This is a genomic window from Hymenobacter humi (assembly GCF_042665855.1).
Taxonomy (GTDB): Bacteria; Bacteroidota; Bacteroidia; order Cytophagales; family Hymenobacteraceae; genus Hymenobacter; species Hymenobacter humi.
Genome location: NZ_JBHTEK010000005.1, coordinates 1 through 19,036, shown reverse-complemented (window position 1 = coordinate 19,036; position 19,036 = coordinate 1). Strand labels below are relative to the sequence as shown.

The window sequence follows — 19,036 nt, the reverse complement described above, 5'->3', positions numbered from 1 at the left end:
AAGCCCATCCGGTTTCCGGGTGGGCTTTTTTGTGGCGGCGCAAGACCAGGGCGTGTCAGAGAACCCTCTTGGCGGTGCAGGGCTTCGGCACAGGTCGCCAAACAGATATGACAACACACGGTTAGGGCAGAGCCGCATTGCGTAATACCTTGCGGCTGCGCCCCAGGGGCTGCGCCAGGTTGAGCCAGCAGGCCGGCCACCTTTACTCCATTTTTCGACGTCACGTATGCCCAAAATTGTTTCGCCTCAGGTCGAGTTCGGCGGTTTGCTGAACCAGATGAAGTCCATTACGCCGGAAGTATTCGGCGCCGACGGCAAGTTTTTGAACCTGATGGGCGGCCGCTGGCAGGAGCCCGGCCAGCCCCGCGACTTCACCTCGCCAATCGACGGCAGCACCCTGGGCGCGTTGCCCATGCTCGACCACGCCACCGCCCTGCGCGCCGTGCACTTTGCCAAAGGCGAAGCGGCCGGCTGGGCCGCCACCGACCTCGACCAGCGCAAAACCCAGGTGCAGGACTGCCTCAACCAGCTGCGCGAGCACGTGGAGCTGATTGGCAAGCTCGTGATGTGGGAAATCGGCAAAACCTACAAGCTGGGCTTCACCGACATCGACCGCTGCATCGAAGGCGTGCAATGGTACCTCGACAACATCGAGCGCATGCTGGCCGAGCGCACCCCGCTGGGCTTGGTGAGCAACATTGCCTCCTGGAACTACCCTTTCTCCGTGCTGCTGCACGCAGTGCTGGTGCAGGTGCTCTGCGGCAATGCCGTGATTGCCAAAACGCCCACCGACGGCGGCTTTATTTCCCTCAGCCTGACCTTCGCCATAGCCCGGCGCTGCGGCCTGCCCGTAACCCTGGTGAGCGGCTCCGGCGGCGAGCTGAGCGATGTACTGGTGAAGAACCCCGCGGTCGACTGCCTGAGCTTTGTGGGCGGGCGCTACAACGGCCGCAACATTGCCGACGCCCTCACCTCGGTCGACAAGCGCTACATGCTGGAGATGGAAGGCGTGAACACCTACGGCATCTGGAACTACTCGGACTGGACCAGCCTGGGCGACCAGCTCAAGAAGGGCTACGACTACGGCAAGCAGCGCTGCACGGCCTACGTGCGCTTCGTGGTGGAGCGGCGGCTGTTTCCGCAGTTCCTGGAAACCTATTGGGACTCCATTCGCAGCCTGAAAGTGGGCAACCCCACGCTGGTGGATGGTGCCGGCGACCCCCTGCCCGACCTCGCGTTTGGCCCGGTAATCAACAAAGCCCAGGCCGAGGACCTCGACCGCCTCTACGCCGACGCGCTGAAAACCGGTGCCACCCCCATCTTCGAGGGCAAGCTGGACGAGAGCCTGTTTTTGCCCAACCAGGACATGTCGGCCTACCGCGCCCCGCGGGCCCTAGTGAACCTGCCGCGCCAGAGTGAGCTCTACTTCAAAGAGCCCTTCGGCCCCATCGATTCCATTATCCTCGTGGACCGGGTAGAAGAGCTGGTGGGCGAAATGAACATCTCCAACGGGGCTCTGGTGGCCGCCCTTGCCAGCGACGACGCCAAGTGGGCCGCCCGCACGGCCAAGGAGGTGCGGGCCTTCAAGGTGGGCATCAACAAGCTCCGCTCGCGCGGCGACCGCGACGAAGTGTTCGGCGGCCTTGGCGAGTCCTGGAAAGGCGCTTTCGTTGGTGGCGCCTTGCTGGTCGAAGCCGTAACGGAAGGCAAGAAAGTAGTGCTGGGCAACTTTGAAGATGCCTTGCTGCTACCGGAGAAGATTTAAGCTGCCTGGCTGCTACCCACGCTCCTGGCCGGAGCGGTAAGCAGCTTTCACATAGTCGGACCCCTCTTTTAGCTCACCATTCGCGGTGCTGCTAAAAGAGGGGTTCACTTGTTTGTGGCTCAAGAGAAATAGGTATTGTGGGTATACACGGTTAGTTGAAAAATTTTATAACTGGTAATCAGTGGGTAATCTGACAGTACAGCAGGTTGAGTCAAATTCTTTGAAACAGTACCTTGCTTTACACAGTACTTGTGATACATTTGTACTGTTGGTCACCCAGTACTATGAGTGTCTAAGCTGCTACTTTTTTCAACCTCACCTTTTTTCTGCAATCATGAAACGTTCAACCTCCCTCCGCACTATACAGCCGCTCGCCGCTGCTGCCATTTCCTCACGCGCTCAGTCCTTGCGCTCCGCGTCCTCTTTCCGGGCCCTCTTGCTTGGTGGGCTGGTGGCCTTGGGCTGTGCCGGCTCGGCTTCGGCTCAGGAAGTTCCTTCAGTCAAGGCGCAACAGCCCAACGCCCAGAGCTTGTGGATGACCGTCGACAATCCCGCTCAGCAACGCATGCAGCTCAAGGTGGTGTCGCTCGACAACAACAACTGCCTGGTCAACGAGGTGAACTACCAACCTTCCTACGGTTCCAAGCTTAGTTTCCAGAATGTGCCTGCCGGCCGGTACGCTGTCCTGCTGCGCGTAGGACGTGAGAAATACCGCTACAACGTGCAGGTGCAGAGCCAGACGCAGACCACCATTTCGGTGCCCGAACTCGCGCAGCCCAAGGCTGGCGAGGCAGTCGCCAATGTTCGGCATTAGCTCAACGTTATTGACAAGGTAGGCCATTCCGGCAGGCCGGGGCATATATGCCCTTGCTTGCCGGAATGCCCATTTTGCTGTATGCGACGTCATCCGCAGGACGGCCCCGGCCAGCAGGAAGTAAAGAGAAAGGTGGCAAAGATGACCAGGTCCGTGAGTTGCTCGAAGACGCCGCAAACGACCAGCAGGCTGCCACAGCGTGGTTCAAAGCAGCGCTACTGGTGGGCAGAAGCGCGGATAGCGCCAAACGGGCTATTGCTGGATGAGTACGCGCAGATACTGCAGCTGCTGGCCGGTTTGCAGGCGCACCAAGTAGAGTCCCGGGGCTAATTCTGGCACCGTCACGCTTACTTCGCGCCGCTCGCCGCTGTACAGCTCTCCCGCGAAGAGCGAACGAAGCCGCCGCCCTTGCACGTCAAACAGGTCGAGTTGGGCCGGGCCGGTTGCGCCGGCCGTCACCTGCACCCGGAAGTGGCCGGAGCTGGGGTTGGGCGCGGCTTCGAGCCGGGTTGGCTCAACGCCGGGGAAGGCGCTGCGGTGTCATCGGCGGTCAGGAACAGCCCGGAGTACGAGGGCACGGCAATGGTAATAGTGCCCACGGCATAGAGCACCGGGGTGCAGGCATCCAGTCCCCCGTACTCCACGATGTACCCGTCAATGGTACTGCCGTCGGCACAGTCTGACAAGTCGTTCCACAAGCCCGAGCCGGAATACTGCATGGCGTAGTCTTCGCCCTCCGGGCGCCACTGGTTGCGGAAATCGTCGGGCTGAGCGGGGCTCCAGTTGCTGTAGGCCAGCGCCGCGCCGGTGGGGCCGCCGCGCCAGAACAGCTGGCCAGCCTCAGGGCCCGTTTTCCAGCGCCAGTCGCCCTCCACGGCCTCATCGGAGGCACCTATCCAGCGGTTGCCCCCAAAGCGCTTCAGAAATTTTGATTCGGCCGCCGTGGTGATGGTGACCAGGTAGCCCCGCATGCCCTGGTAGGTGCGCGCTGCGGCCGCGGCCTGCGCATCCGACCAGCAGATGCCCGGGGCGCTCACCACCTCGTAGTAGTGGCCCGTGGCCGGTGAGGCGTGCACCGGCCCGGCCAGCTCTACGACGTAATTAATCGTGTCGGTCCCAACAAACCAGTAGGGCGGTAAGTAGTTGAAGCGGAAGTCGCTGGCGCCACCCACGATGGAGGGGTAGAGCTGACCCACGCGGGGCGGGCCGAGCTCGCCTACCTGCAGGGGCGTCCCAGGGTCAACGTCGTTGGCTAACAGGCCGGCTGGCGTAAGGGCAAAGGACGGCCTGGGCGTGAGCCGGCTGAACTGGTAAAACTCCGGATTGACTACGGGCGCCGCCAGGGCCCGGGTACCGTAATGGTAATGGTGCCCGTAGCAAACAGCACCGGGGTGCAGGCTTCCAGTCCTCCGTATTCCACGAGGTAGCCGCTCACGGTGCCGCCTTCGCCGCATTGAGCCAGGTCGTTCCACCACCCCGAATTCGCGTAGAGCATGCTGAAGTCTTCGCCGGCCGGCCGCCACTCGTTTTTGAAGTCGTTGGGCTCGCCGGGTAGCCAGTTGGCGTAGCCCGAGCTCACGCCGCCGGCCAACCCACGCCAGAACAGCTGGCCAGCTTCGGGCCCGGTTTTCCAGCGCCAGTCACCCTCCAAGGCATCATCCGACGCTCCGAACCAGTACTGGCCCGCGCCGTGGCCCACCAGAAAGTCTTTTTCAGGGGCAGAAGTGATGGTGGCCAGGTAGCCCTGCATGCCTAGGTAGCTGCGGGCAGCGGCGGCAGCCTGAGCAGCCGTCCAGCAGATGCCGGGGGCGTTCACGAACTCGTAGTAGTGGCCCGTGGCCGGCGAGGCCAGCACCGGCCCCGTTTCCTGCACCGTGTAGGTGAGCGTGGCCGTGCCCACAAACCCGGGCGGGGGTGTGTAGGCGAAGCTGCCGTCGGACTTGGTCACAAGTGTGCCCGAGCTGGGGTTGCTCAGGCCTGGGCTACTTGCAGGGGCGGCCGCCGGGGTAGGTGTCGTTGCTCAGCAATTGAGCGGCGGTAAAGGTGAGGGGGCCGCAGAGGGTCGTAAACTCGTCGGGGGCAGCCATGGGCTGCTGGGCCGTTGGGCTGCAGGGCGTGGTAGAAGACGCATATTTGAGAGTAACAAAATCGAGCCCACTGGCGAAATCCGGCGCGGTGGAAAAACCGGCGACATACGCATTGCCCGCGGCATCCACGGCAATTGCCTCGGCTTCGTCACTGCCATTGCCTGTGCCGTTGTAGCGGTCTGCCCAGAGCTCGGCGCCATTGGGAGCATACTTCACTGTGGCGTAGTCGTTGCCGCTGCTCACGCCCATGCTTGAACCTGTGACGTACACGTTTCCTACTGCGTCTACGGCCACATCCCGCGCCGCGTCGGCTTGATTGGCCGGGCCGTTGTAGCGGGCCACCCACTGCCGCAGGCCTGCGGGCGAATACTTGATGGTGGCATAGTCCGTGCCGCTGGCCGTGCCGGTGGACAGGCCCGTCACGTACACATTGCCGCCGGCATCCACAGCCGTGGCTTCGGGGTAGTCGAAGTCGTTGCCCGGCCCATTGTAGCGGGCCGTCCAGAGCTGCTGCCCACCCGCCGAATACTTAATGGTCAGGTAGTCGCCGGGGCTGTCCACAGCCTCCGGGTGAGAGTAGCCCGTGGCGTAGGCGTTGCCGGCCGCATCCACCGCGATGATGCGGCCTTCGTCGTAGCCATTTGCGGGGCTGTTGTACACGGCGGCCCACAGCTGCTCGCCGGTGGGTGCGTACTTCACCGTGGCGAAATCGCCCGAGGTGCTGTTATCGTCGCGGTAAGAGATGCCCGTCACAAACACGTTGCCGGCGGCGTCCAGGCCCAGGGCCTGGGCATAATCGCCGCCACTGGTGGGCCCGTTGTAGCGAGCTGCCCACAGCTGCTGGCCGCTCGCCGAATACTTGACGGTGGCATAGTCGCCCGAGGTGCCGGCCCCGGCCGAGTCGCCGGTTACGTACACGTTGCCGCCGGCATCCACGGCAATGGCCCAGGCCTGCTCTGAGCCGTTGGCTGGGCCGTCGTAGTAGGCTACCCAGAGCTGCTGGCCGGTGGGCGAATACTTTACCGTGGCATAGTCGGTGTTGCCGGCCGCTCTAGTCGTGATGCCCGTGACGTAGGCATTGCCGGCGGCGTCCACGGCCAGCGCGCGGGCTTCGTCCTGGTTATTGGTTGGGCCATTGTAGCGGGCAGCCCACAGCTGCTGGCCGGTGGGGGCATACTTCACCGTCACATAGTCCAGCCCGGCCTGGCTGTTGCCCACCACCGAGAGACCCGTGACATACACGTTGCCCGCCGCATCCACAGCTACATCCCGCGCTAGCTCGTAGCTGCCTACCCGGTTCGAGTTAGTAAGCACATTGTACCGGGCCACCCATTCGGGTTGCACCTGTTCTGACGCTTGTTGTTGCTGGTGGGCAACACTCCGGGCAGGTGCAGACGGCTTGTGGGAAACGTGGGCGTCACGCAGCCACCATGAGGCTGAAGGCCGGGCGCCGAGCCTCTCGTCAAAGCCCGGGACCCGTTTTCCCAGCTGGGGAACATCAGCAAGGCCAATGCAGGAGCTGCCGAAGACGGAAGGCGCCAGCAACAGCAAGCTGATTACGGAGGCTAGATAGCGCGTATTGTTTGCCAGCATAAGGATAGACGCCAGGGAGGAGGTTAAGCCCTGAGCATTAACTAAATATCCTTATTTTACACTTGCAAAACAATCCGTATAACTACGCCATTGCTGCTTGCCTGCAGTTGTCAGGCGACTGGCGTCTCGTTACGCCAGAAGGTTGTTCAATCCTTAAGAATTGAGCTAATTCCGGGTGTAAATGCTTGCGAACATTTACACCCGGAATTAGCTCAGTCAGAAATTGCCCCAACCTGCAGCTTACTGCTTCACAACTTTGTGAACCGTCGTTTTCCCTTCCTTGGTAGTCAGACGAAGCAGGTACAATCCTGCCGGCAGCGTAGCCGGGGCGAAGACCTGACCACGCTGGCCGTCTTTCTGAACTTTAATGCCTTGAATGGCGGCTCCACGCGCATCCAGCAGCTGCACGTTGGCTACGGTTTGCGAATCCCTCAGCTCAACTTGCAACGTCGAGTGAAAGGGATTGGGATATATCTGCGGTGCGGTGCTGGCGAGTGGGTTGGCCTCAGCCGAGCGAAGCGATGCCGCATTACTGGCGCTTTGGCTGCTATTAGCGGTTTCGTAGAGATGCACTTCATCAATCCAGGCCCAGGTGGTGGGGTCGCTGTTCCAGAGGTAGATTTCTGCCGTGGTCTGGCTGCTGCCGGTGGTAAAGGTCAGGGACGTCGGGCGCCAGCTGCCGTTGGTTTCAAATACCTCCTGGCTCGGCGAGGTGCCACCCGTGTTTTTTACGCCGACCCAGGCCGATGCACCGCTGGTGGTGTGCACGGCCACATCGCTCGTCAGCGTATAGGTGGTGTTGGGCGTCAGGCCCTGCACCACCTGGTACAAATAGGCCATTCCGCCGCCGGCCCACGCCGCGGCGCTGCCGGCGCGCCGGGTGGCGTTGCTCAGGCCGGTTTGGCCGCCATTGAGCCAGGAAGACCACGGCGCCAGCGAACCATCTTCAAAGCCGCCATTGCTTACCCGGTTTAAGGAGGGGGTGGGGACAGGGGCGGGGGCAGGGAGGGGCTAGCTCCAGCGCTGGAAAGCGAAACCACCGTTACGGAAACAGCGGGCAGCTCCAGGTTCGCAAGGGTATTGCCTGCCAAGGCTACTGAGCCAGTGGCCGACCAGGTAGGGGAGGGGTCGCCGGGGCTGGTGCCGCGCAGCTGCCACACGGCACCAGAGGTGTAGGTATTGGGCGAGGTGATGGGGACCGTAACGCGCTGATTCTGTTCGGATTTGTTTTCCAAAAACAGGTTGAGCTGGCCGGTTCGGGCATCGTAGGCCGCGTACGTTTTCACGGTAGGGCTGCTGCTGCTGCGAACAAGTTGGTCCTTTATAAACCGGCCCCACACGGCCAGCGCCATCCCCGAAGCCTGCAGGCCATTCGAGTTGTCCAGGGCCGTGTACAGGCTGACAGAATTCTGTCCCTGCTCAAACCAGCGGGTGTTCCACAAAGCACCGTAGTCAATCGTGGGGGCCGTCATGAGCTGGCCGATGGTTTCAAAGTTGACCAAGGCATGGCCCAGGTCGTTGGTCTTGCCCCAGCCCTCGTACCAGTTGATGGCGTTGAATTCCGAAACCACCACCGTCTTTCCCGAGCTCCCCACAGCATTGACTGCTTTGCGGGCATCTTCGAGCAGGTCCACGTTGGGCGTGTTCGCATACGTGCTGTACGATGCGTACCGCGACGTGGAATAATTGCTGCACGTGACAAAATCTATATTCGGCGCAGCCTGCAGAATGGTCTGATAGCCCCATTGGTTGTTCCAGGCTGATGCCCACTTTGATGCTGGGGTCGACTGCTTTCATGGCAGCGGCGTAGCGCGCCGCAATGGCACCGGCCTGCTCCGCGCTCAGCCCCTTGCCGTTCCACATCTCGTTGCCCACTTCCCAGTACTTGATGGCGTAGCCCTTCGTGAGGTTGGCATACCGGACCCACGCGGCGGCCACTTGCTCATCGAGGCCTGCGGCGGGGTTATACGCCACGTTGATATGCGCCTGGGCCCCCGCCTCCGAGCACATGGTCATAAATTGGTCAACGTTCTGGGTGTTTTGGGACACGCCGGCATAATAGCTGCCGGGCACCCAGTGCGCCGAGGCAGCCGAGGAATACGGCGCGGAGGCCCACACGTAAAAGTTTGACTTCTCGCCCCCGGGGAAGCGCAACCGGCGTGCGCCCATTTCCTTCAAGGCCTGAGCCAGCGGACGCGCGCCGCCGGCCCGGTTCGCGTCGGCGTCCATGCCAGCGTTGAGGTTGATGCCAAACTTGTTGGCGACGCCATTCGCCACGATGGAATCCGTTTTTACAGGGAGGGTGCTTTGGGCACTGGCTAAGACAGGGCTTGCCCCAAGAAGCAAGCAGGCCCATTTTGTAAAGGTGTTCATGGTATAAGGGGTTGGTTAAGTCCAAGAAATCGGCGCTGGTTAAGCCGTATTCGCAGCGGCCGAAGCCCGTCCCCGTCACCATATAGGCCCATTTGGGCAGCAGCATACATCTGGCGGGTCGAGTGTTGCGCTTAACAGCAACATAACCCCGACAGTGCCACGATGCCAAAATGTTGTAAGTACAATTTTGGGCAAATCGCCCCTTAAGGCGTTCTGCTCAACAATTTGAGCACCTAATTAATTGATGCTGCCATGCATATTGAACTAGCCTGAAACATTCTCAGGCAACTGAAATACAGGAGATTAACCAAGTTAATCAATATATATAATACTGAAGTTAGCCCTACGGCAGCCATGAATGGAAACAGCCTGATGTAGCTGGTCCAATCAGCTGTTATGCCTTGCTATAATTAGCCTTGAGTTACAGTTATCAGCCAATAGATAACTGGTATGCCAGGGCATTTTATGCCTTGGCTCTATCCAATTTATGGTGTGCTATTCAGACTTAAAGTGGTATCAACCGGGAGGTATTTATACCTGAGTCTCGAGCGACCAATGGAGCTTGTTAAAGCTACTTTATATATACCTCAAGCAAATTATTTAATATGAATTAATAACTTGAAAGTAAAGCTTTTGAACCATGGCGCAGCTAAAGATTCTGGAGTGCCAAAAGTTATATACCGAGTTCTAGGAGTAACTAAGATAAATTTATCACACAACTCAATATGCAGTCTAAATTGGTACAAAGCCCTAATGCAGTTTGTACCAATTAGTACTATTTGTTTTAATAAAACCTGCGCAACATTTCTGGCTCGAATAAGAGGTGATTACTCTATACTTAATCACCTAATTGAGCTGTTATTTGAGCTGCGCTATATTGATTACTGTTTGAATCTCTTTATAACCCATATTCGTTAAGAAATTGGTTATTTCACCAAGTTGACTATTTCAATAGTTCAATTTAATTCAGAGAACTCTCCCTGATAATTAAGGCAAAGAACCCAGCCACTCTTCGGCAGAGGCGTGGTCCTCAAAGAGCCGGTACGTCATGGCCGCCACCTGCCCCTCGCTGCTGACTTGCTCGCTGGGCAGAGTGGCGAAAACGGGCGTAGGCAGCAGCACGGCACCGTAACAGGCCCGGTTGCGCTGTTGGGCCATTTGGAGCCAGTACTGCGAAAGCCACTCAAACTCTTCGTCGGTGAAGGAGAGAGCAGTCGCTGGTCACCGAGGAATTTGTGCCAGCCGCGGCGGGTTAGCAGCCTGCTTGGCGTGGCCAAGCAAGGTCTGAAGCTCGCCCATACGGCGGGGGCCGGCATGGTACTCTACTATCACGTGGCCTCCCCGGCGGCCCACCGCTTTTTCGGATACCCGGCCCACAGAATTCTCGAAATACAAACGCGACGAATCATCAGCCATAACCAGAAAGCAGAAGAATAGGTGAAGGTATATTTCCGCAAAGGTCGGCAGTAATGGGGAAATGAAGGGCAGACATGGTAAGCTGCTGTTTTAGCCGTGCTGGTAGAGGGAGTAGTTTGGAGTCGTGCTCAAATGCTCGATTGGAGGGCCACCCCGGGCGAGCCTATCTCATATAGAAGGTGACAATCAGGATGCTTGCCCTGCTACATTCGCGCAAATGCGGCAGGGCGCCGTAGCTTCGCCAAACGGATGCGCCTGCCCATTGCCGGCCTGTTTTCTTGCATATTGATATGAGACTTTATACCCTGACTTTGCTCGCGGCTCTTTCGCTGCCCTCAACCACGCTTCTGGCCCAGACCGCCCCGCGGGCCCTGAGGCTAAGCGACTTGAGCCGGATGCGGGACGTGGCCGACCCGCAGCTTTCGCCCGATGGCGTATGGGCCGCTTACACCGTCACCCGCGCCGATTCGGCCACTGATAAACGGGATGCGGACGTGTGGATGGCCCGCACCGACGGCTCCCAGAACCTGCGCGTGACCACCAGCCCGAGCAGCGAGAGCAAGCCCCGCTTCAGCCCCGACGGCAAATACCTAAGCTTCGTGTCGAGCCGCGGCGAGGAAGATGGCGGCGACGCCCAGCTCTGGCTGCTCAACCGCGCGGGCGGGGAAGCCGAGAAAGTCACGAAGCTCAAGGGCAGCGTCTCGGACTACGTGTGGTCGCCCGATGGTCTGCGTCTGGCGCTCATCATCCGCGACGCCGACCCCGACTCGCTCACGGCCGCCCAGAAAACCAAAAGAAAACCGCACCGCCCATCGTCATCGACCGGTTCCAGTTCAAGCAGGACATCGATGGCTACCTCAACAAGCAGCGTCAGCACCTCTACGTGTTCGACGTAGCCAGCCGCAAGCTCGTCAACCTCACCCCGGGCCAGTACGACGAGCACCTGCCGGCCTGGAGCCCCGACGGCAAGCAGGCTGGTGTTTTCCAGCAAACGCGGCCCCGACCCCGACCGGCACGACAACTTCGACCTGTACCTCATCGATGCCCAGGCCGGCGCCACCGCCCGGCCTCTGCTCACCAACGAAGTGCCCGATAGCGCCCCGGCTACGGCAGCCGCCCGGCCTGGAGCCCCGACGGACGTACCATCGCCTTTGTGCAAGGCGGCCCGCGGGAGCAGCTCGTGTATGCCCTGCACCAGCTGATGGTGGTGCCCGTGAGTGGCGGGCCCGCCCGCGCCCTCACCGCCGGCCTCGACCGCAACACCACCAAGCCGCAATGGGCGCGCGATGGCAAGAGCCTGTACTTTCTGCTCGAAGACGACCGCGCCTTATCGCTGGCGCGCGTTCCAGTCGCGGGCGGCAAAATTGAGCGGGTGCTGGCCGGTGCCCGGGAGGTAAACGACTTTTCGCTGGCCCGCACCGGGCAGTTGGTGGTGCTCAGCAGCCAGGCTCAGCAGCCTACCGAAGTGTATGCCCTCAGCAAAAAGCGGCGCTGCGGCCCTATCCAAGCAAAACGATACGTGGCTGCGCGGCATTACGCTCGGCGCCGTCGAGCCCATCCAGGCCAAGAGCAAGGACGGCACGCTCGTGAGCGGCTTTATGGTGAAGCCCGTGGGGTATGCGGCGGGCCGCAAGTATCCCACGCTCCTGCGTATACATGGAGGACCGGTGGCACAGTTTGGGCACGGGTTTTCGTTTGAGTGGCAGTATTTCGCCGCCAACGGCTACGCCGTGGTGGTGGCCAATCCGCGCGGAAGCTCGGGCCGGGGCCTGGAGTACAGCAAGGCTATTTATGCCGACTGGGGCAACAAGGACACCGACGACGTGCTGGCCGTGGTGGACTACGCCGTGGCGCAGGGCCTGGCCGACCCCGAGCGCCTGGGCGTGGGCGGCTGGAGCTACGGCGGCATCATGACCGACCAGGTTATCGCGCGCGACCAGCGCTTCAAAGCCGCCGTGAGCGGCGCCAGCATCGCCAACGTGCTGGCCGGCTACGGCACCGACCAGTACATCCGGGACTACGAAACCGAGCTGGGCACACCCTGGAAAAATCCCGACGTGTACATGCGCGTTTCCTACCCCTTCTTCCACGCCGACCGCATCAAAACGCCCACGCTCTTTGTGTGCGGGGAGAAGGATTACAACGTGCCCTTGCTCAACACCGAGCAGATGTACCAAGCGCTGAAGAGCCTGAACGTGCCCACCCAGCTGGTAATCTATCCTGGGCAGTTTCACGGCATCACCACCCCCAGCTACGTGAAAGACCGCTACGCCCGCTACCTGGCCTGGTACAACCAGTACCTCATGCCGAAAGGTGCTGTCTCGTCGGGGAGTAGCCGCGGTGAGCTAATTCCAGGTACTCCAGCTTGACAAAGCAGCATCGGGCCATTTGCTAGCAGCAGCGTCCTTCGTTTGCAGAGTGGCGCATAGGCGTCAATAATCAACACATTCAAGTACATGCTCCAGCCCAATCGTCCGCACCAGTCTCCGCCTTTTGAGGCCGATGAGCGGCTGCGCTGGGTGGCGCGCGTGGCCCGCTTAATGGACAGCCAGTTTCAGCTGCCCGGCACGCGGTTCCGGTTTGGGCTCGACCCCTTGCTGGGACTGCTGCCCGTGGTCGGCGATTTATCGACCATGGCCGTTTCGGTCACGCTGCTACTGACCATGCTGCGCCACGGGGCCAGCGGCGCGGTGGTGGTGCGCATGGCCCTCAACATCCTGCTCGATACCGTGGTGGGCGCCATTCCCATCCTGGGCAACCTGTTTGATTTCGCCTACAAAAGCAATGAGCGCAACGTGGCCCTGCTGCGGCGCCATTATGCCGAAGGCCGGCACCGGGGCAGCGGCAAGGGGCTGGTGGCACTCCTGCTATTGGGCTTTTTGGTGGTGTTTGGGCTAGTGGCCTGGGGCAGCGTGGCCGTGCTGCGGTGGGTGTGGCACTACTTCGATGCCCATCCGATTATAAACACGTAGCCCCGCACGTTTCGCTGGCTCAACTTTAATCGTAGCCGCGGATGTGGGTGTACTGCTTCTGGTTGCGGCGCCCCACCCGCACGATGTTGCGCTCGAAGTCCTTGGGGTCGTTGAGCACCTTGTAAAACCCATTGAGGTAGCGGGTGGCAAACTCCTGTTCTTCGGCGCTGAGGTAAGGGCAGCGGAGGTACACGTCGTACAGCGCAGCCCGGCGGGCGTTGAACATGTCGCGCACATGGGCGAAGGTTGCCGGCGGGAAGTCAAAGCCCCGATAAAGACGCTGCCGGACCGAGGTAATGCCCAGCTGCTCGGGCGGCACGGCATATGGGGCCATCACTAGTCCGGAATAATCAAAATCATACGCCACCGGCAGGGGCGGGGTCTGCACGTTTTGAGTCAGGAGCCGGATGTTGTGGCGAAAAGGAACCGACCAGTCCGTGTTGCCAATCATGTATTGGAAAATGGTCATGGTCGCGGCGGTGGTCTGGTCCAGATTATCCATGGTGATAAACAGCTGCTTGGGCACCGCCTTGGCCTGATTGCGCTGGGCCAGCGCACCGGTATTCTCCAGGAAAAAGCCGTAGTGCACCGAGGCCTTCTCTCGTCTTTCGGCATCCTGGTAGGTGATGCGGCACAACCGCACCCGGTAGCTGAAGTCCGTCAGGACGTTGTAGAGCTTATACACCAGGTATTCTCGTAGCGTATAGGTATCTGAAAGGCAGTGGGTGGTCAGTTTCAGCTCCTCGACCGGACCGAATATCGTACCGGTCCTCGAAGCGGGCGGGAAGATGACCAGCAGCGGCGGAAAGTCGCACACGGCGGGGTCTTTGCGGCGGTTGCCGCGCACCTGAACCAGTACCGGAACCGACCGCGGGGCGCCATTGGCCTCCTGATAGGAAAGCGCAGCCGAATGGGTACCCGGGGAGGGCCCGCGGTCATTGAGGATGCAGTCGTGCGGTAAAGTCAGCGTGAGCTCAACAAGGGATTCCTTAGCAAAGAAAGGATTAGCGGAAGGGGATGAGCCCGACGGCTGCACCAGGCCGACAGGAGCCGCTACCGGCTGAAAAAGCAGCAGGACGAAGCTAGCCAGAACCTGTAGCAGCGCATGCATCGCAGCAGTAGGAAAGCGCCGGGCGGCCGTTCGGGGAACTACGCAACGAGGGCATTGCCCAACGGCGGAGCGGCCTGAAAGCGTTTAGGCGCCCGGTCTAATACTCATGGTTTTCAACGCTTAAAAAGACCGCCGATGGATTTGCCCTGGCCTTGTGGGAAAGGCAAGCCCAGCATAGTAGCGATGGTGGACGGGATGTCTACCAGGGTAGTGGTATCAGCTATCGTCCGTCCTTGTTTGAAATCAGGCCCCAGGGCCAGTAGGCTGATGTGGCGGCAGCCCTCGCAGCCATCGCCGTGCTCTACCCACCCCGCCCCAATGCCATCGAGGTGGCGGCCGTGGTCGTTGGTGATGAACAAGGCCGTGTTGTTGCGGTAGGTTTTGCTCTTGCGTAGAAAGTCGTAAAGCTGCATGACGTAGCGGTCGTCGCGCTCGATGCCCCGGAGGTAGTACGGCCAGTTGGCGGCGTGAGCAAAACCATCGGGCTCCATGAAATTGATGAGCACCAGGTTGGGGCTGTAGGTCGTGAGAATGCGCTTGACGGCCACCAGGGTGAGGAGTCGGCGCGGTAGCCGGTGCCGGGCCCGCTCACGCCACAGTCGATGGAAGGAGGGTACTGGTCAGCCCACTCCGGGTTCAGGGTGTTGGCCAGTATGTGCAGCTTGTCTTTGCTGGTGATGAGCCAGGCGGCAGTCGCGGGCTTGCCGGTGGCCTTGCGCCAGAGCTGGAATATGGACGGCTGCGCCGGCAGTTCCTGGTCAAAATTGTCAATCGGCTGGTTGATGCCCGTGGTCAGGGCCACGTGGCCTGAATTGGTGTACGTGAATCCTTTGTTGTAGAAGTTGGGAAAGAACACCCCCCGCGGCTTGAGCCGGGTGGCCATGTTGGGAATGAGGCCCGGCACCTTGCCCCAGGTTTCGGAATACCGGGGCCCGTCGATGACCACGATGATGACATTCTTGGTGCGAAGCTTTTTTTAGGAGGCGCCGGCACCGCACCGGAAAACAGAAAAACCAACTGCATAATCCATACTTCACCCAGCGGGCGGATATGCGAAGGCGGCTCCACCGCCCGGAAGGTGAAAAGAAAGCCATGGCTCAGGACAGAATTCAACGTGGAATCAGGCCAATCATCTAAGTCACGCAACGCCCTACCTGGCTCCACCAAGCACAAGCGACTGCTAATCTCATTATTAAGTTACAATATTTTCGCGTCTTTATCATACCGTGCCAGCATGGAATTGAGCCATGCTGCTTTGCCTCCCTAAGCTGAAGGCCTTCATTGTGAAGTCTAGGGAATAAAGTTGGTCCACCAATGCTCGTCTGCACCCCGATGGTATGGCATTGCTTTCTATTTATTAGGGGCAGCCCCACCAGGCGGCTCGCAGGAATACCTCTTGCAAAGCAGCGCAAATTTGGTTAAATTCACAGAGCGACGGCATTGACCTAGAGAGCCTTATCTCTGCGGCTTGAGTTAGCTCAACCTTCTAAAGAAGCGGTTGCCGAAAGCGCAAGGAAAAGACGCTCCAGAAAACTCACTTATTCCAACTCCCCAGCCATGAACGAGCAGCAAAACACCCAAGTAGCGCAGGAGGGATACGCCCTGTTTAGCAAAGGCGACATTGCTAACCTGCTGAAATTGTACACCGAAGACATTGAATTCATTGTTCCCGGCTCGGCGGCGCTTATACCCTATGCCGGCGTGTACCGGGGCAAGGAAGAAGTGGGCCGGTTCTTTGCCAAGCTGCACGAGGCCATGGATTTTGAGCGCTTTGAAGTGCAGGAGTGCATCGCCCAAGGCGATACTGTAGTGGCCCTGGGTTACGGCAAAGGCCACGTTCGCGCCACTGGGCAGCCAATGGAAGAGGAGTGGGCCCACGTCCTACGCCTGCGCGATGGCAAAGTGGCGCACTTCCAGGTCTACACCGATACTGCCGCGGTTGGGCAGGCGTTCCAGCGCAGCAGCCATATGGCAATGTAGGGCATAGGTCGGGGCCTTGGCTTCTGCGTGGAAGCTACTATGTTGGCCCTTCCGCTTATCACGCGGAGGGCGCTACAGCTTGACGAACTTGTGCGTTTCGGTTCGTCCGTTGCCCAGCAGCCGCAGCGGTAGATACCGGTGGGCAGGCGCGACGTGTCCACGCGCTGCCCCGTGGCCGTGAGGGCCTGGGTGAATACGATTTGCCCGGTGGCCGAGTAGATGCGAATGGTCGCGGCGGCCAGACCGGCGGGAAGCTTTAGGGTGAGCGACTCAGCCACCGGATTTGGATAGAGGCTGGTGTTTGAGTCCGTTAAAGTCTTAGCTGCTGCCGTAACCGTGCTCGTCGAGATGAGCTCCACGTTGTCGATGCTGCACCAGTTGCCGGCGTTGGCATCGGACCAGAGGCCGATTTCGCACTGGCCGTTGCTCACCTGAATGCCCGTAATCTGAATCTGGGTCCAGGTGCTGGTAACGGGCAGGGCGAGGTTCTTCTCGGTGCCGCCGAAGTTCTTGGCGTAGAGCTGGCAAACGTTCTGGCCCCCGCCGTTCTGCACCCAGGCCTTGAGGGTATAGGTGCCAGTCGGCAGGCCGGTTTTCAGCTGGTAGGTGCTTGCCTGGTAGGCCGAGCCCAGCCAGTGCGTGAGGCGGTAGGTGCTGGCCTGGCCGCCTGTTTCGGTATAGTCGGCCGCGTAGTTGGCGGTGGTATTGGCCCAACTGGTCCAGCCTGTGGGGGTTTGGGTGGCGGCCCCGTTGGCCTCGAAGCCGGGATTGGCCACCAGGTTGGTGCTGGGGGCGGGGGAGCCGGCATGGCGGGCGTCACCAGAAATGCGTTTAGTGCAGGCGAGGCTTGCCGTCGTTGCCCCAGGCGCTAAGCTGGTAGCCGCTGAAGCTGCGGTAGCCTTCGGGTTCCCAGTAAAACAGGCCCAGGCCCTTGCTGTTCGGCACGGCAAAGACAGCGTTTTGCACGGCCACCAGCATGTCGTAGGCGTTCTGGGGCGCGTTGGTGCAGTCGCCGCCCACTTCCGCCACCACCACTTCCTTGCCGTAGCGGCTGGCCATGTCGGTCAGGTTGTACTGCAGGCTGCTGATGGAAGCCGTGTAGTCCTGGTTGAGCCAGTAGGGGTAATACGACATGCCGATGACGTCGTACTTGCCGCCGTTGGTGGTGAGGCGGTCGAAGAACGAGCGGAAGCGCGCGTTGTCGTTGCCCTTGTCGAGGTGCACCACCACCTTCGAGGTGGCGCTCACGGCCTTCACGGCGTCGTAGCCCTTGTTGAGGAACTGGGTGAGCTGGGCAAAATTGGAGGTGCTGCCTTCGGGCCAGAGCAGGCCGTTGGGTATCTCGTTGCCCACCTGCACCCATTCCGAGTCACGCCGTTGGCCTTCAGTGCGTTCATCACGCTGTAGGTATGGTTGTACACATCGTCCAGCAATTGCGGGAAGCTGTGGCTGGCCCAGGCGGCGGGCTTGGTTTGCTTGCTTGGGTCGGCCCAGCTGTCGCTGTAGTGGAAGTCAATCATGATGCGGAAACCCATGTTTTTGGCTCGCGTGGCCATGGTCACCACCTCGGCGGGACTGCAATGGCCGTTCACCCAGTCCACCATCGACGGATTGACCCACACGCGCAGCCGGATGGAGTTGATGCCTTTGTCTTTCAGGATTTGAAAGCAGTCTTGCTGCACGCCCTGGTCGTTGTAAAACAGGTAGTTGTTGGCTTCCATCTGCTGAAGCCAGCCGGTATCGGCGCCTTTGGCAAACGTTTGCGCGCTCACTCGAAAAGAAAAGAGCGACGCGAAAAGGCAGGCACTCAGTAATAATCCCTGGCGGACGGAGTAAAAAGGTAGATTATTCTTCATGTAGTGAAATCAGATATAGCGGCTAGCTTTTGGCAATAAGCCATGTAATTGGCCATCGTTTTTGCAGCAGTCGGGCGCAATTACGAATTCATCCCTGCCTGCAAATTACTCGACGGTTACTGATTGCACACCAAACCCGCTGTATCAATATCTTCTCAAGCAACTCGAGGATTTACTGTCAGTCAGCATACATTTCCTCGGCGCAAATGGCCGCCTGCCTCTCGGGCAGGTTGAGCCACGGGCTCAACAGCAGGGCCTTTGGCGGGTACCTTTGTAGCGTTACCCATTCGAGCCATTCCCATGAGTGAAAACGCCCCGACCGTCTCCAGCACCTTCGACAAAGCCCGGACAGGGTTGTGGACCAGTCTTCAAAAGCACCTGGCCACCGTGTATGAGGCCGAGGCAAAGTTTGTCCAGGCTGTAGCTTTTACCCTGGAATTTCCCTTTTCTACATCAACGGCCAGCGCCGAGCAGCTTGACGGCTTTTGGCGGCAACGTCGCGCGCTTCAGGACTTGTTTATCGACGAAACCACGCAACTCGACACGCTGACCAAAGCCATTCGCGTAAAAGGCTACGCCGATGACGAGAAAAAACAGCTCTACCTGCTACTGCTCGGCTACATGGACATTGCCGCCACCGTCTTTGAGCGGCTGCAAACCCAGGTACCCGACCGGCTGCCGAAAGACGACGAGCCTGGAGCAAACAACCGCACGCTTCAGCCGAGTCCAAAAGTTTGCGCGGCTCAACGTAAAGGACTCCCGGACCTGCTCAGCACTCCGGCCCGGTAGGCGTCTGCCCAATGGCTTTAGCACCTTAATGCCCGCATGCGCAATTACTGAATATTGAGCCAGGGGCACTTGTAAGATTTCAAGGTTGAACCACGGAAGTAGCTCAACCGCATAGGCAGTAAAATGGGAGACCACGCTGAGTTGGTCGAAGCATCTTGCACGCTACGGCTGTCATCCTGAGCAGCGCGAAGGACCTTCTCACGTTTGTACGAATCGGTGAGCCGGGAGAAGATGCTTCGTGCCTGAGCATGACAGATGGCGCGGTAGTGATGCTTCGACT

General features: G+C 59.8%; 20 protein-coding genes and 3 pseudogenes. 9 read left to right on the top strand and 14 right to left on the bottom strand.

Annotated elements, in window-relative coordinates:
- Nucleotides 1–226 precede the first annotated feature (226 nt).
- Nucleotides 227–1,765 carry an aldehyde dehydrogenase family protein gene (locus tag ACFQT0_RS28915; RefSeq protein WP_380206788.1) on the top strand — a complete coding sequence of 513 codons (1,539 nt, stop codon included), beginning with the start codon at nt 227–229 and terminating at the stop codon, nt 1,763–1,765.
- Nucleotides 1,766–2,171: 406 nt separating this feature from the next.
- Complete coding sequence (locus tag ACFQT0_RS28910; protein WP_380206786.1) at nt 2,172–2,579, top strand: hypothetical protein; 408 nt, start codon at nt 2,172–2,174, stop codon at nt 2,577–2,579.
- A 252-nt stretch (nt 2,580–2,831) separates the two neighbouring features.
- Here the strand turns inward: ACFQT0_RS28910 and ACFQT0_RS28905 are convergent, their stop codons facing one another.
- From ACFQT0_RS28905 to ACFQT0_RS28865, 9 genes and pseudogenes are all read right to left on the bottom strand, one after another.
- Nucleotides 2,832–3,044, bottom strand: a complete 213-nt coding sequence (locus ACFQT0_RS28905) for a T9SS type A sorting domain-containing protein (protein WP_380206784.1) — start codon at nt 3,042–3,044, stop codon at nt 2,832–2,834.
- Nucleotides 3,035–3,775 carry a lectin-like protein gene (locus ACFQT0_RS28900; RefSeq protein ID WP_380206782.1) on the bottom strand — a complete coding sequence of 247 codons (741 nt, stop codon included), beginning with the start codon at nt 3,773–3,775 and terminating at the stop codon, nt 3,035–3,037. The genes ACFQT0_RS28905 and ACFQT0_RS28900 overlap by 10 nt, the downstream gene beginning before the upstream one ends.
- 131 nt (nt 3,776–3,906) lie before the next feature.
- Nucleotides 3,907–4,554: an Ig-like domain-containing protein gene (locus tag ACFQT0_RS28895; RefSeq protein ID WP_380206963.1), complete on the bottom strand. Its 648-nt coding sequence runs from the start codon at nt 4,552–4,554 to the stop codon at nt 3,907–3,909.
- 7 nt (nt 4,555–4,561) lie between these two features.
- Complete coding sequence (locus ACFQT0_RS28890; RefSeq protein ID WP_380206780.1) at nt 4,562–5,995, bottom strand: SBBP repeat-containing protein; 1,434 nt, start codon at nt 5,993–5,995, stop codon at nt 4,562–4,564.
- 504 nt (nt 5,996–6,499) lie between these two features.
- Nucleotides 6,500–6,832 carry a T9SS type A sorting domain-containing protein gene (locus tag ACFQT0_RS28885; protein WP_380206961.1) on the bottom strand — a complete coding sequence of 111 codons (333 nt, stop codon included), beginning with the start codon at nt 6,830–6,832 and terminating at the stop codon, nt 6,500–6,502.
- A gap of 45 nt (nt 6,833–6,877) precedes the next feature.
- Nucleotides 6,878–7,216 (bottom strand): annotated as a pseudogene (locus tag ACFQT0_RS28880) (carbohydrate binding domain-containing protein); the annotation flags it as partial.
- Nucleotides 7,217–7,230: 14 nt separating this feature from the next.
- Nucleotides 7,231–7,833 carry a hypothetical protein gene (locus ACFQT0_RS28875; protein ID WP_380206778.1) on the bottom strand — a complete coding sequence of 201 codons (603 nt, stop codon included), beginning with the start codon at nt 7,831–7,833 and terminating at the stop codon, nt 7,231–7,233.
- Nucleotides 7,748–8,536 carry a hypothetical protein gene (locus ACFQT0_RS28870; RefSeq protein WP_380206776.1) on the bottom strand — a complete coding sequence of 263 codons (789 nt, stop codon included), beginning with the start codon at nt 8,534–8,536 and terminating at the stop codon, nt 7,748–7,750. Before ACFQT0_RS28870 ends, ACFQT0_RS28875 begins: the two co-directional genes overlap by 86 nt.
- A 1,083-nt stretch (nt 8,537–9,619) precedes the next feature.
- The gene (locus ACFQT0_RS28865) at nt 9,620–9,790 is read right to left on the bottom strand and encodes a hypothetical protein (protein WP_380206774.1); all 171 of its coding nucleotides are present in this window, start codon (nt 9,788–9,790) and stop codon (nt 9,620–9,622) included.
- 548 nt (nt 9,791–10,338) lie between these two features.
- On the opposite strand from ACFQT0_RS28865, the gene ACFQT0_RS28860 reads away from it, so the two are divergent.
- The 5 genes and pseudogenes from ACFQT0_RS28860 to ACFQT0_RS28840 all read left to right on the top strand — a co-directional run bounded on the left by ACFQT0_RS28860 (nt 10,339) and on the right by ACFQT0_RS28840 (nt 13,020).
- Nucleotides 10,339–10,944 carry a TolB family protein gene (locus tag ACFQT0_RS28860; RefSeq protein ID WP_380206772.1) on the top strand — a complete coding sequence of 202 codons (606 nt, stop codon included), beginning with the start codon at nt 10,339–10,341 and terminating at the stop codon, nt 10,942–10,944.
- Nucleotides 10,945–11,025: 81 nt separating this feature from the next.
- Nucleotides 11,026–11,250, top strand: a complete 225-nt coding sequence (locus ACFQT0_RS28855; RefSeq protein WP_380206770.1) for a hypothetical protein — start codon at nt 11,026–11,028, stop codon at nt 11,248–11,250.
- Nucleotides 11,202–11,420 (top strand): annotated as a pseudogene (locus tag ACFQT0_RS28850) (TolB family protein); the annotation flags it as partial. The gene ACFQT0_RS28855 and the pseudogene ACFQT0_RS28850, both read left to right, overlap by 49 nt.
- 97 nt (nt 11,421–11,517) lie before the next feature.
- The gene (locus tag ACFQT0_RS28845; protein ID WP_380206768.1) at nt 11,518–12,417 is read left to right on the top strand and encodes an alpha/beta hydrolase family protein; all 900 of its coding nucleotides are present in this window, start codon (nt 11,518–11,520) and stop codon (nt 12,415–12,417) included.
- An 87-nt stretch (nt 12,418–12,504) separates the two neighbouring features.
- Nucleotides 12,505–13,020: a DUF4112 domain-containing protein gene (locus tag ACFQT0_RS28840; RefSeq protein WP_380206767.1), complete on the top strand. Its 516-nt coding sequence runs from the start codon at nt 12,505–12,507 to the stop codon at nt 13,018–13,020.
- A gap of 25 nt (nt 13,021–13,045) precedes the next feature.
- Here the strand turns inward: ACFQT0_RS28840 and ACFQT0_RS28835 are convergent, their stop codons facing one another.
- Both ACFQT0_RS28835 and ACFQT0_RS28830 read right to left on the bottom strand, forming a co-directional pair.
- Entirely contained in the window at nt 13,046–14,131 is a 1,086-nt protein-coding gene (locus ACFQT0_RS28835) for a hypothetical protein (protein WP_380206765.1), read from the bottom strand.
- Between the two features lie 113 nt (nt 14,132–14,244).
- Nucleotides 14,245–14,679, bottom strand: coding sequence for an alkaline phosphatase family protein (locus tag ACFQT0_RS28830; RefSeq protein WP_380206763.1), 435 nt, complete (start codon nt 14,677–14,679; stop codon nt 14,245–14,247).
- A gap of 1,009 nt (nt 14,680–15,688) precedes the next feature.
- Between ACFQT0_RS28830 and ACFQT0_RS28825 the strand changes: the two genes are divergently transcribed.
- Nucleotides 15,689–16,111, top strand: coding sequence for a nuclear transport factor 2 family protein (locus ACFQT0_RS28825; protein WP_380206762.1), 423 nt, complete (start codon nt 15,689–15,691; stop codon nt 16,109–16,111).
- Here the strand turns inward: ACFQT0_RS28825 and ACFQT0_RS28820 are convergent.
- Nucleotides 16,051–16,887, bottom strand: a complete 837-nt coding sequence (locus ACFQT0_RS28820) for a T9SS type A sorting domain-containing protein (protein WP_380206760.1) — start codon at nt 16,885–16,887, stop codon at nt 16,051–16,053. The genes ACFQT0_RS28825 and ACFQT0_RS28820 overlap by 61 nt on opposite strands.
- A gap of 55 nt (nt 16,888–16,942) precedes the next feature.
- Nucleotides 16,943–17,832 (bottom strand): annotated as a pseudogene (locus tag ACFQT0_RS28815) (glycoside hydrolase family 53 protein).
- A 435-nt stretch (nt 17,833–18,267) separates the two neighbouring features.
- Here ACFQT0_RS28815 and ACFQT0_RS28810 point away from each other — a divergent pair.
- A complete protein-coding gene (locus tag ACFQT0_RS28810; RefSeq protein ID WP_380206758.1) occupies nt 18,268–18,756 on the top strand; it encodes a hypothetical protein in 489 nt (162 codons plus the stop codon).
- A gap of 44 nt (nt 18,757–18,800) precedes the next feature.
- Here ACFQT0_RS28810 and ACFQT0_RS28805 read toward each other — a convergent pair.
- On the bottom strand, nt 18,801–19,036 hold a 236-nt coding region (locus tag ACFQT0_RS28805), incomplete at its 5' end, for a hypothetical protein (RefSeq protein ID WP_380206757.1).